General features: G+C 38.7%; 13 protein-coding genes. 3 read left to right on the top strand and 10 right to left on the bottom strand.

Features of this window, described 5'->3' with window-relative positions; genetic code table 11:
* Positions 1-44: 44 nt before the first annotated feature.
* From BMX21_RS01830 to BMX21_RS01795, 8 genes are all read right to left on the bottom strand, one after another.
* Positions 45-623: a VanZ family protein gene (locus BMX21_RS01830; RefSeq protein WP_022753774.1), complete on the bottom strand. Its 579-nt coding sequence runs from the start codon at positions 621-623 to the stop codon at positions 45-47.
* A 420-nt stretch (positions 624-1,043) separates the two neighbouring features.
* The gene (locus BMX21_RS01825) at positions 1,044-1,928 is read right to left on the bottom strand and encodes a nucleoside hydrolase (protein ID WP_092040901.1); all 885 of its coding nucleotides are present in this window, start codon (positions 1,926-1,928) and stop codon (positions 1,044-1,046) included.
* Between the two features lie 184 nt (positions 1,929-2,112).
* Positions 2,113-2,868 (bottom strand): amino acid ABC transporter ATP-binding protein, encoded by a 756-nt coding sequence (locus tag BMX21_RS01820; RefSeq protein WP_092040629.1) that lies wholly within the window; start codon positions 2,866-2,868, stop codon positions 2,113-2,115.
* Complete coding sequence (locus tag BMX21_RS01815; protein WP_027218966.1) at positions 2,865-3,542, bottom strand: amino acid ABC transporter permease; 678 nt, start codon at positions 3,540-3,542, stop codon at positions 2,865-2,867. Before BMX21_RS01815 ends, BMX21_RS01820 begins: the two co-directional genes overlap by 4 nt.
* Positions 3,523-4,182 carry an amino acid ABC transporter permease gene (locus BMX21_RS01810; protein ID WP_092040626.1) on the bottom strand — a complete coding sequence of 220 codons (660 nt, stop codon included), beginning with the start codon at positions 4,180-4,182 and terminating at the stop codon, positions 3,523-3,525. The genes BMX21_RS01815 and BMX21_RS01810 overlap by 20 nt, the downstream gene beginning before the upstream one ends.
* Positions 4,183-4,216: 34 nt before the next feature.
* Complete coding sequence (locus BMX21_RS01805; protein ID WP_092040621.1) at positions 4,217-5,125, bottom strand: transporter substrate-binding domain-containing protein; 909 nt, start codon at positions 5,123-5,125, stop codon at positions 4,217-4,219.
* A gap of 146 nt (positions 5,126-5,271) precedes the next feature.
* Positions 5,272-5,871, bottom strand: coding sequence for a helix-turn-helix domain-containing protein (locus BMX21_RS01800; protein ID WP_177173885.1), 600 nt, complete (start codon positions 5,869-5,871; stop codon positions 5,272-5,274).
* Between the two features lie 43 nt (positions 5,872-5,914).
* Positions 5,915-6,568: a DUF3990 domain-containing protein gene (locus tag BMX21_RS01795; RefSeq protein WP_177173884.1), complete on the bottom strand. Its 654-nt coding sequence runs from the start codon at positions 6,566-6,568 to the stop codon at positions 5,915-5,917.
* A 249-nt stretch (positions 6,569-6,817) separates the two neighbouring features.
* Between BMX21_RS01795 and BMX21_RS01790 the strand changes: the two genes are divergently transcribed.
* Positions 6,818-8,281, top strand: coding sequence for an RNA-binding domain-containing protein (locus BMX21_RS01790; protein WP_092040612.1), 1,464 nt, complete (start codon positions 6,818-6,820; stop codon positions 8,279-8,281).
* Between the two features lie 104 nt (positions 8,282-8,385).
* Here the strand turns inward: BMX21_RS01790 and BMX21_RS01785 are convergent, their stop codons facing one another.
* Both BMX21_RS01785 and sfsA read right to left on the bottom strand, forming a co-directional pair.
* The gene (locus BMX21_RS01785; RefSeq protein WP_092040609.1) at positions 8,386-10,098 is read right to left on the bottom strand and encodes a hypothetical protein; all 1,713 of its coding nucleotides are present in this window, start codon (positions 10,096-10,098) and stop codon (positions 8,386-8,388) included.
* Positions 10,099-10,435: 337 nt separating this feature from the next.
* Positions 10,436-11,086 (bottom strand): DNA/RNA nuclease SfsA, encoded by a 651-nt coding sequence (sfsA, locus tag BMX21_RS01780; protein ID WP_092040605.1) that lies wholly within the window; start codon positions 11,084-11,086, stop codon positions 10,436-10,438.
* 221 nt (positions 11,087-11,307) lie between these two features.
* On the opposite strand from sfsA, the gene BMX21_RS01775 reads away from it, so the two are divergent.
* Positions 11,308-12,114, top strand: coding sequence for a HipA domain-containing protein (locus tag BMX21_RS01775; protein ID WP_092040601.1), 807 nt, complete (start codon positions 11,308-11,310; stop codon positions 12,112-12,114).
* A complete protein-coding gene (locus BMX21_RS01770; RefSeq protein ID WP_092040597.1) occupies positions 12,101-12,910 on the top strand; it encodes a hypothetical protein in 810 nt (269 codons plus the stop codon). Before BMX21_RS01775 ends, BMX21_RS01770 begins: the two co-directional genes overlap by 14 nt.
* The last annotated feature ends 8 nt before the right edge of the window (positions 12,911-12,918 follow it).

The following is a 12,918-nucleotide window of genomic DNA, read 5'->3' as shown; positions in this document are numbered from 1 at the left end:
AATAAACCTCGTATACTTAATGGGCTATCCGCCATACAAAAAGATCACCTTGGAAATGGAACTCTTCTGTCCATACTTTTAAATGCAGGTGTAGCTGTAACGCACATGGCTATAAGCACTCCTACAAAAGCGCCCAATGTATTGCACAAGAAATCATCCATCTCAAATACACCGATATTCAGCCCCAGCTGAGTGTATTCTATAGTAAGTGAAAAGGCTGCCATGATAAGTGTGACCATCATGATCCTTCTAAAAGGTCTTACATTTCTTATTATAATGCCTAGGAGAAAAGCCGGGAACATGAGCATCAGGCAGTTCTCAAGAGCAAGCCAGGCAAGATTGGGATTGCCTGTATTCTTAAGTACAGTATACCAATTGAATGGCATAAGGGAAACTGATCTTCCTATCGCTCTGGAGCCTCGCATGAGGACTGTAAGAGAATATACTCCGAACATGAATCCGAAAAATAGTGCAAGTAGTACTCTGTCATGCATCTTCCTTCCGGGGATCAGGAGTATCACAGCAAGAAAAAATACTACCATAATACATATGGCAATATATCCCGAACTTGTCATATAAGAATAACTAAAGTGATTCCTAAGATCGCTTAAAATGTAGTCCATAATAATCCTCTTCTTATGGGTTGCTTTAACTTCCCACCCTAGCGGTGCAGTATTAAAAAAGGCTTTGACGGGGCTGGCAGAATATAAATCATTTCCGCGCTGTTAATTGATTTATAAATTCATGGCATGATATCTGGAGCTTTTTATTCTGGGGTCTGAAACTCGCTTCGCTCAGACATGCAGACCCCGGGCAGAATAAAAAACTCCATCTATCACGCTCATGAATTTTATAAATCAATTAAAAAGCGCGAAAATGATTTATATTCTGCCAGCCCCGTCAAAGCCTTTTTTAATACTGCACCACTAGGGTGGGAAGTTTGGTTTAATTATAATTCATTTTGATTCGTGTTTGCCCCAGATAGAATGTGAGATTACGGTTCTTCCATAAACGCAATGTAGCAGGTGGGAGATCGATAAGGATTAGTTGTCTCCGTATGAAATCTCAAGTTTGGATATAAAATCTTCTAGTACGTATCTTGAATCGATGTCGGTATATATGCGAATCTGAGGGTTATCGTCTTTGACGATAGATGAAGTGTCATCGGCTACGTATGGGGCCTTGGCGTAGTGATAGTGACCGCATCCTTGGTTGATCGCAATAGCTATAGCCGGGGAATCTCCTAGTGACCAGCTCTCGCCCTGGGTCCAGCCGGCGTAGGGGGAGATGTTATAATCTGCCATATTTTTAAACAAATGCTCTCCTATCTTGCCGCAGGGTCTGATCCTACGCTGTATCTCTGCAAGTCCTATATTAACTGTATTATATACATGTGATGGTACAAGCCATAGGTCTATGCCGCTGCTAAGTACGAGGTTAGCAGCTGGGATGTCATTGACTGAGTTGAATTCTGTAAACGGCGCTTTGCAAGGAGCTTCACCGTGTGTTCCTATCCATATCACGGTGATCTTATCTTTGATCCTTGGTTCTACACTTATAGCCTTGGCTACATTGGTTATAGCTCCCTGACAGAGTATGAAAAGTTTATGGTCATCCTCTTTTAAGGCTTCATCTATTATAAATCTTACTGCTTCTGATACGCTCTCATCCTCAGATAATGGTCCGTCCTGACCTTTAAATATCGGAACGTCTATGTCCATAGCTTCAAGTATCGTCTCGATCTCCTTATAACTGCGCTCCATGGATCCTGCTTCCTTAAAGTGCTCTGCTATGATCCCCTTGACCATAAGCTTAGGGCTTATAAGCGCATGTGCTATAGCAAAAGGATCATCTGCTTCACAAGCAGCATCTGTATCCACGATAACTCTCAGCTTCTTATAATCCGGAACTTCATACATAAAACCCATCTTGATCTCCCCCATATTCTAGTCTTTTTTGCTCAAGCTTCGCAACATTGCGGTAATGTTTGAGTTATTAATATCAATTATATACTAAAACTCCCCGCTTGGACGGACCAGCATCCACAAAGAATTTACACACCACAACAAAAGCGGCAGATCAGTTCATCTGCCGCTTAAGATATATTGTCTTTTATATATAAAGCGCGCTGTCATACTCAAATGTTCTTAAGAACTTCCTTGCACGCTCTGTCTTAGGCTCTTTAAAAAATCCCTTAACATCCTCTGCCTCTTCAACGATCTCCCCGTTATCGAAGAAAAGGATCCTGTCTGCAACAGCCTCTGCAAAGCTCATCTCATGGGTTACTATAAGCATTGTCGAGCCTGACTTTGCAAGTCTTAGCATTGTTTCAAGTACCTCGTGAACCATCTCAGGATCAAGAGCCGCTGTAACCTCATCAAACAGCAGAACTTCCGGATGCATAAGAAGCGCTCTGACTATTGCAACTCTCTGCTTCTGACCGCCTGATAACTGGCGGGGGAAGTAGTCTTTTTTGTCAAGTAATCCCACTCTGTCTAAAAGCTCTGTAGCTTCCTTGACTACGTCTTCCTTTTTTCTCTTCTGAACCTTGGTAGGAGCCAGCGTCAGGTTATCGATCACAGACAGATGTGGAAAAAGTTCATAGGACTGGAACACCATTCCTATCTTCTGACGAAGCTTCGTGATCTCTTTTTTGCCGGATTCTACAGGAAGTCCGTCTACTGTGATGACTCCGCCCTGAATCTCTTCAAGGCCGTTAAGGCAGCGCAGGAAGGTACTTTTACCACATCCGCTTGGGCCTATGATCACGACAACCTCTCCCTTTTCGACAGAGAGATTTATGTCTTTTAATACAACATTTGTGCCAAACTCTTTATGTAAATTCTTGACCTTTAATACTTCGCTCACAGAGCCCACCTCTTCTCTAAATATACTGACAGTCTGCTGATAGGCCAGCAAACAAGAAAATAAAGCAAAAAGACAACTGCAAATACTCCAAATGCCGCATTTGGCGATGCCTTCCTGTTGGCCTCGATTATCTGTTGGGCAACCTTTAATACCTCTACTATTCCAATCATCATCACAAGAGATGTCGTCTTGATCATTCTGGTTATGAGATTTATAGAAAGAGGAATCAGCCTTCTGATCGTCTGAGGCAGTATTACATATAGGTACGTCTGGAGCTTACTCATGCCAAGTGCAAAGGATGATTCGAATTGTATTTTATTTATACTTTTAATAGATCCTCGTACCAGATCACCCATCTCTGCAGTTCCCCAGAAGCAGAACACGAATATAGCTGACGATTCTGCAGATAGGTCCCAGCCAAAGACTCTGGTGGTTCCAAAATAAACGATGAATAAAAGAACCATCTGCGGCATGATCCTAACTATCTCAAGATAGATCCTTAAAACTGCTCGAAGAACAGGATTCTTAAATGTCATCAAGATACCGACTAATAGACCAAGCACTATACTGATAGCAACTGATATAAGACTGATCCTGACTGATACCCACAAGCCTTGGAGGAGGCGGATGAAGTTAGTTCCTTTAAATAAAACATCAATCCCCAAATCCTGCATAGCGAAGCCTCCTTTCCAAAACAGAACCAAGAATGGATACCGGAAGCAGCATTATCAGATAGAAGACTACCAGAAGGAATAAGCATTCTATAGTTTTGGCATACATTCCGATAAGGTCCTTGGCTGTAAACATCAGGTCCATAAGGCTTATGGTTGAAAAAACTGATGTCTCTTTTAACAAAAAGATGACATTTGCAAGAAGTCCGGGAATGCTTATGGATACTGCCTGAGGCAGGATAACATAGTAAAATGTCTGCTCTTTGGACATACCAAGACTAAGTGCACTCTCTGTCTGGATGACAGCGATCGACTCAAGACCGCTTCTAAAACTTTCTATCATATAAGCACCGCCCAAAAGTCCAAGTCCCAGAACTCCGCAGGTCTGGGCTGTAATCTTTATTCCTACCTTGGGCAGAGCAAAATACAAGAAGAAAAGCTGTACCAGCAGTGGTGTATTTCTAAAAAGCTCGATATATATTCCTGTTATATTTTTTAAAATCCTCACCTTAAAATGTAAGATGGCAGCGCCCGCAAGGCCTATCAAAAGGCTCAAGGCGATGCCCTGCCATCCTATCTTAAGAGTAAGGGCAAGCGCATCCTTGTATAAAGGAAGATAGCTTTCTATAACCGCATAGTCCATTACTCATTTTCCCTCTATGGTTTTCATGTATCAATTACTGCTTGGAAGGTTCAAGTACGAGTGTATCTTCATAATCTGCGCCATATGTATCAAGAAGTGTAGCTTCATAATCTGCGTGGAAGAAATTCTCGCTTCCAAGAGCTATAAGCTCATCGTTAAGCCAAGACAGAAGTGTTTCATTGCCCTTAGTAACAGCAGGTGCGATTGTATCCTGATCACCAAGTGAAGGAATACCTACAACATAGCCTTCGTTCTCAAGAGAAAAAGCTATAACCTCTGTATTATCATTAGCCCATGCAACACCGTTGCCATTCTCAAATGCTGTCTTAGCTTCTGCATATGCATCATACTTCTGAAGCTTGATATCAGGATAGTTCTTGGTAAGATAGGTCTCTGCTGTGGTTCCGGAGATAACGATAACCTGATCATCAGCGCCTATGCTGTCAAGACTGTCTACTACAGCTCCCTCAGGTGATACAACACCAAGAGCTACATTCATGTATGGAAGAGCGAAATCAACTTCCTGTGCTCTCTCTTCTGTAACAGTGAAGTTTGCAAGGATTATATCAACCTTACCTGTCTGGAGATACTCGATTCTGTTGGCTGCTTCTGTAGATACATAGTTGATCTCAACTCCAAGATCCTGACCAAGTCTCTCAGCAAGATATACATCATAACCTGCATAGTCACCATTTTCATCAACATATCCAAATGGGCTCTTGTCTGAGAATACTCCGATGTTGATAACACCGCTCTCCTTGATCTGGTCAAGTGTTCTAAAACCCTGTGATGAACTTTCTGAATTATCTGTATCTGATGAGGCTGTACTATTAGCTGTATTACTACCTGCAGCGCTTGTAGATGAGCAAGCTGTAAGTCCTGTCATTGCAAGTGCGCTCACAAGAGCAAGTCCAGTTACTTTGTTAAATAGATTCTTCTTCATAATATTTGTCCTCCTTTTATTAACGGCTGTTTTATAGCCTTTTGATATTTAAACTATATTTCCTATCGACTTAGTGGGATATTATCACAAAAAAGAAATCAGGTCAACAACCTGATTTCGATTTTTTTAAAATGTTTTTGTAAAGGTTACATCTCGCACAAATCTTTCACATCACATTTCAAAACTCTGCTAAGGGCTAAAGCAGTTGCAACGGACGCCTTATTTATATCCTTTGCTCCTATCTCATATTGCTGCAGAGTCCTTAGATTAACTCCGGATTCACTTGCAAGCTGGCTTTGAGACATCCCAAGAAGCTTTCTATATGCCTGAATCCGTCTGACTGAAGCCATATTTTTAGCCTTTTCATTTATATATTCAACAACTTTTTCCTCATCCATTTCATGATAGGGATGATATTTCATTCGCAGCTGCGAAGGCGTAATGATTCTCTGGATTTCTTTAAATGTTTTACCAGATTCCCATTGATAATAAGCAAGCACCCATCCCGTCCAGTATTCTTTTGTTGGTTCTGAATATGACAGATCGATTTTTTTCAGACTATCATCTCCATATATCTTTGAAACAACACATTCAACCAGCTCTGTGCCTGATTTACCTGCAACATATCTTGGATTACCCACTTCAAACTGAGCCGCTATACCTGAATTAATAAATAGATGCATGAAAAAATCGATCTCAAATCCGTAATCATTCACCGCCACATCAAATGCATCTGCCAGATTCATCATCGCATCACTTAGATACAGTTGATCATATGCATGCATAAATCTATTTCTCCCTTCTCATCAGATCTACCAGATATACGCCATCTCTATCAATAGTATTTGAAATATTATAAAAACTATCCCTAGCACTTTTATCTCTGGACATTTTCTTGGGATAATAAGAGGCATTATCAACCTGAATAGCCTCAATAAACTTTAATTTAGAAAAAGCTTTTTTACTCTTAATAAAGTATTGTGTTCCAAGTTCGCCAAGGTACATTGCTTTTTCTAACTGAGCGATACTGATAGTATTTGAGATGAATGCTCTGGCAAAAGAAAAATAAGAATCATCTGCCCTATATCCCAATATAAGATCATAATCTTCTAAATCCACATGATAATGGTTCTTTAAATAATCAAGACCATCTTGAGCAATAGGACTATTAATATTAACGTTACGATGCTCCAACAATACAGTCAGCCAATGCAAAATAGAATAATCCTTACTGTTAAGATCCAGAATCCTAAGTCCATCAATATCTATTTCATAAGAATTGACAAAACCAGGCCTTTCATCATCTACAGCCCATTCTTTGGCAAGTTCTAAATGCTTTGTGCAATAAAAACCCTGTCCATAATCATTACTTATCTTCCCACCTGTTAAAATTGGCTTTTTAATAATTTTTTCTGAACCGTGATATAAAATGATCTTTTCCATAAGCATCTCCTATACTTCTCTGGAAGTATAATTATATTATAACTCTGTAGAAGTATAGTTGCAATTTGGGGAATTCAGAATGAAGTAAATGAATTATCTAATGAAGTGTAGTGTATTTTGCAGTGATGTGCTGTGAAGTTTCTAGTGAAGTATAGTGTAGTTTTTAGTGAAGTGCAGTGAAGTTTTTGTTTACAACTTCACTGTATTTTTTTATAATTTAGATATAAAGACATTTGGGAGGCTTCCAATATGCGCATAGAAGAGCTATTTCCAGAATATGGTTTAGAAGATAAAAATACTGAATATAAAGGGATAATCAAAGAAGGAAAAAGTGATAAAGGAAAAAATCTTGAAATAGGTTGGCTCAAGACAATTGTGGCATTTGCAAACACTGAAGGTGGTAAATTAATCATTGGCGTTGAGGATGACACACATAAAATTGTAGCCTTGGACAAAAAAACTGCTGATAAGATCATCTTGATGATACATCGCCAGATAAAAGAACGAATCGATCCGGAAATTCCTTATGATATAAAAGGAATCAATGCAGTAACTGGCAGCGAACCAAGATACATTATAGAAGTGACAGTAGAAAAGAGTAAGAATTTACCAGTGTCACTACACGAAGACGGACTGCTTGGTATATATGTACGAAATTATGGGCGCACCGATATTGCCACATCTGAGCAGATTAAAGATCTTATCCTTATGAGCGATAATACCCCTTTCGACACTGCTTCAACAGGTATCCCTTATATTGAGAACAATTATAAAAAGCTTCATTTAGTTGCCGAGGAACGAAAATCCAAGATTACAGAAAAAGAGCTTATATCCAAAGGTGCTATTACAGAAACCAAGATAGTATCTAAAGGCATGCAACTTTTTGCAGATGATTATGATGGTTTAAGAACAAAACTTGTTGCTACTGTCTGGCCCGGATTAACCAAAGGCGGCTCTATCGTCACAGCTTCAGAAGAGTACACTGGCAATATACTATCCGTACTTGAAAAAGCGATTAGTTTCATTAACTCACATTCAGCAAATGGATTTAGAAAAGTGGATACCAAAACTGTGCCATATATAGCATATCCCGCCAGAGCTGTCACAGAAGGTGTAGTCAATGCTATCGGACACAGAAACTACTATATGCATGGTACTCAAATTGAGATAAATATTTTTCCGGACAGACTTGAAATAACTTCTCCCGGAGCACTTTTAGGTGTACGAGAACTCTATAAAGAGAAAAATATTGCTTCTATTATCCCTCGTAGAAGGAATGATATTATTTGCAATATTTTAGAGATGTGTAAATACATGGAGAAAAAAGGCTCTGGATTTGATTTTATAGAAGAAGACTATGCAAAAGCCGGTGAAGAATTTGCACCATTTATAACCGCAGATGCAAATTCATTTACATTGACCTTGCCAGATCTAACATTTGAAAAAGGCGTCATTGATATTACCGCTGAATCACCAGATGTATATGTAGAAGAAATACTGGAAGGAAAAAACGATCTGAAAATCTTATCATATTGCTATAACACTAAGCACACCGTTAAGGAAATCGCCACTAAGATAGGCGTTACTCCATCAACTTATTTTAGGAGCAAGGTAATTGATAGATTGGTGAACTCTGGAATGCTTATTGAAATAAAGAATCCAACAGCCAATATGTATACTGCCAATTTAGAAAAAGTAAAATTGAAAATTTAAAAGATTTTCATAGACTGCGGCTAAACCTTAAAAGCCCTCGTTCAGAGGGCTTTTATACTTATGACATTTTTATTTGACGCGCGTCAAATAGCTTTATCTTGTAACTATTCTATAACAAAGTATTCTCCATCAGTTTTAATAGTGATCGTATCTCCAACATTTACAAGCAACATATCGATAACATCTACATATAACGCTTTATAAATTTTGTTATTCTCATCAACAATGTAAATATAAGTGTTACCGCTCTCTACAATAGTTTCTATTTTTATAATAGTAATCTGCTTCGTTGGGGCATCAGACAAATCCTTAGAAATCGGTTTTGTCTCTGGTGTTGCTGTACTCGCTGTGTTCTCTGCATTTGCTTCTTCTACAGATAGTGTCCCATTAAGAAGTGCCTTATAGTTAGCAATACAATCCTCCTGAGTTGTAGCTGTAGCAACCAGATTGTACTGCTCAACATTTACTGCTGCATACATTTTTACTAAGCCGGCATTATCTTTTAGCACCATTATATAGGTTGGATTATTATCAACCAGAATAAGTGATGGAAATGATGCAACATACCCCTTTTCCTGAACCTCACCCTCAGCTGCTGCCATAGCTGAAAATTCATCAGCGCCTGTACATGGTATAAATAGTGTTTCTTCTGTTCGTTCATTTGAAAGAATGAAACCTATGTTAGAACTGTCTGAATTTACAGAAGTAACACCTGTATATATCCAGATATCTCCATCTTTGGCCACATACCCATAGTCAGAAACACTATCTGAATCTGAAGATTCTGTAATCTTCTTACATCCAACCTGCCCAAACTTTGAATTCCAATAACCGCCATTAAGCTGAGCATAATAATTGTACTGCTTACAGATTAGATCTCCTTTGAATACCACATCTACCCATGTAGGAATTTCATCAAGACTAAGCTTTTGGTTTTCACCATTAAACGGATTAACCAGTATACAGCCAGTCACCTGTTTACCATCGAATAATCCAAATTGCTGCTCGTATACTGAATACACGTACCAGGGTGTTCCCTCTTCATCTATTTCAAAATGGCCATTAGAAAATATGGTAGTAGGATACGTAAATCTTACGTGGCGTTTTAAATTCTGATTAAAGCAAGCTGATGGAACATACTTCATTCCTTCATCCAATGCCACATATTCCGCATCCATATTGACTGGATCAACAGTAACATATCCAGGAATACCTGTATCTTTGTTTTTCAGCCACTTAAAAAAGTCCGCATATTTTAAAGGTGCAGTTTTGATTGGGCAGCCCTGAAAATCTATCTGGGTATAACCTGCCACATCATACTGGCTGACAACATTTGATAATGCACCAATTTCTCTATCACCAAGTTTGGTTGCTGACTTAGTATCCATCAAAGCAATGGAACTTGTTCCTTCCGCAGAAGGTATTTCTGATACATCAGCCTCAGTTACAGTTATAAGCTCACTATATTTCTTGGAATGAAAGATTTCGCCTTCAGCAAAGAAAGACAAAATAAACATCGAAGCAAATATCCCAAGAGCAACTCTAAATCCAATACTTTTGAACATATATTTAATCAGAGTCATACTTTGATTATCTTTACTGGAGCCAGTTGAAATTACTCGAAGAGATCTTTCTTTTTGGCGTCTTCCCTGCTCTTTTGAAATTCCAAACATCTCAATAGTTCCGTAAAACATGGCTACTGAGATTGCAAAAAACCACAGCCCCTCACTATGAATGTTCAGAGCCGGGGTGGTCTTGTAATACCACAGCGGAATAAAAAACAATGTAGCTATGCCGCTTTTAATATGCTTATTCATACAAATAATACCTCCATATCAATGTCCTAGAATGGATGACAGTTTATGATCAAATGTCATCCAGTAAAGACACTTTGATATAGTAACATATTTTTTAGCCGTTTTTCCTATACAAGTTTTGGGGAATGAAGTAGAAGATTTTTGCAGTGCAGTTTTTGTTTACAACTTCACTCTATTTTTTATAATTTAGGTACAAAGACATTTGTTAGAATTCAAATATATATTCACAATACCTGGTGTCGTAAATACAAATAATAAATCAGGTCAACTATATTTTTTAGTTGCCTGATTTATATTTTTGATAATCCATTTTTATTTGACGAGCGTCAAATAGCTCTTATATGATCCATAGCTCATCTGCACGCACTTTACATTTTAGAAACAACACCTCTACGCCGGCATTTACTGCTTCATGATATGCCTTGGTAAAATCCGGATCTGTAGCTTCATTGGGTCTTACTTCTGATATACCCTCGCCCTGGATTACAAATGCTATAACTGCGTGATAACCTTTCTTGATTGCAGCAGTCAGTTCTTTAAGATGTCTGGCTCCCCGCTGCGTCGGTGCATCAGGAAAATAGCCTATACCATCAATAAACAAGGTGCAGCCCTTCACCTCCATCAGATATTTCTCCTGACCCTTCTCCATATAGAAATCGATACGGGAATCGCCGTATTTGTATTCAGGCTTTACAAGGGAGTATTGGCCTTGCCTTAGCAACCATTCCCTGACTACAACATTAGGCGCCTGAGAGTCAATATTGATGATCCTGCCATCATGCTCTACCGCTACAAGGTCGTAAGGAGTCTTCCTATCCGGGTTGTCAGCCTTGTCCAGATATACTGTGCATCCAGGTAGTAATAGCTCTTTGCACCTGCCGGTATTCTTGACATGAACTGTCACTTCTTCGCCGTCTATATCTACTTTGGCTATGAAGCGGTTGGGGCGGGATATGAATTTGGCTTTTTTGATGTTTTTGTATTTCATTTTCTTTTCTAAATCAGTTTTCGACTTCTCTTATGAATGAAAGATTGATCGAAATTACAAAAATCCAGAACTATTACAATATTCGGTCAAACCTATTATACATTCTTTTAATATCTACAACAATGTAACATGACATCTGATTTATTTGACGCACGTCAAATAAATCGCTATCATTAAAATATAAAAATATTTGACACACGTCAAATAAAAAGAGGTTTAATATGGCAACTATCATTCATGAAAAACAGGACCTTACGTATCTCAAATGGTCACATATAAGGAGTTCAAGCGGCACTGCCGGTACCTTCCTGAAAGCCACTTCAACACTTGGTGGTAAGAAAACCTACTACAAGCTCTCTAACTTTGATCCTGTAAAAGGTGTTATCGGGCATGAATGCATCAATGAAATAATTGTGGACAGACTACTTACTCTCCTCGGTATAGATCATTTGGAGTACGAGCTTATAAGCGCCAACATAGAAATTGAAGGTAGAATATTCAGTACATATCTGTGTGCTTCAAAGGATTTCAAAAAAGCAGGTGAAAGCAAGATTGCGCTAGATGACTTCTATAGAACCAATAGTAATCCGGGCGAATCACACTACGACTTCTGTAAACGCATGGGCTGGCAGAAGTATATCAATACTATGATAGTTATTGACTACCTTATTCTCAACAGAGATCGTCATGGAGCTAATATTGAGATTCTCAGGAACGCCAGAGCACATACAATAGAGCCTGCTCCCTACTTTGATCATGGAGTCTCTCTCTTATATTCCTGCATGTCTGATGAAGAAGCTGCAAGCTTTGACCTGCTTGCAGATAAGCCCTGCAACAACTTTATAGGAAGTTTCTCATGTTATGACAACCTTAACCTGATCGGAGATACTAAACCTCTTAAATACAAACTGACTGAATCTGATAAAAGTTTCATTTTTGAAGGTCTTGATAAAGTGCTGTCTAAAACGTTTATTAGTAAGATATGGGAAATGATATACGAAAGGTATAAAGTCTATGAGAATCTATGAAATCATTGATGAAGAAAATACGCTATCTATCGGCGTTCTCCTTTACTATGAAAAAGAGAAATCATTTATTATCGAACTTCGTGATGATCTGAATGAATGGACAGCGCCTCTACTACTTACAAGCTTTGTAAAAAAAGGAATCTTCACAATTCCAAGAGACATAAGCCTTCTATGGGTCAAAGAACGTATCATCCCTTCCGGTAGGCAAAATATAGGTTCAATTCTTAAGAACCACAAGCTCAAAGAATACGATGAAATGAAATTCCTTGAGCTTTCAAAAGGGCGCTGCTCTCAGGACAGCATGTACATAAAAAGGCTTGAATCAGTTCCTTCTTTTGTAACCAAAAGAAATCTCAAGAACCTTACAGAATGTACAGCTCTTGAGAACAATAATCTTTTATGCATTTTTGCAGATGGCACTGTAAAAAAAGTCAGCTTATCTGCACTTCTTACAAACGCTGATGTACACAATGATGTAAAAAAGCTTATAAATAATCATCAGCTCTTTTTGTCATGCAAAATAGGAACCGGCGGTTACTACGTAACCTTCGCTGATTCTATCGATCTCCCAGCATGGCTACTGTACAAATCAGGAAAAAACATCCCTCTTAGTTATTCGGATCTCCTTGCCTTTATAAAAACAAATCTCCTGGATACGCAGGAAGCTTGTCAGGAGCTTGCCTGCACTCGCCAGAACATCTCTTATATGGTGGCTCATGATCAGCTTAAACCTGTGAAAGAGAGCACCATGGGCAATCTGTATATGAAGGGCGATGTGGTGAAGAATGGGTGGTGAAAAATCTT

The organism is Butyrivibrio sp. TB, from assembly GCF_900110805.1.
Lineage (GTDB): Bacteria > Bacillota > Clostridia > Lachnospirales > Lachnospiraceae > Butyrivibrio > Butyrivibrio fibrisolvens_C.
The sequence above is the reverse complement of the archived record's forward strand: the minus strand, read 5'-3'. Positions and strand labels throughout refer to the sequence as shown.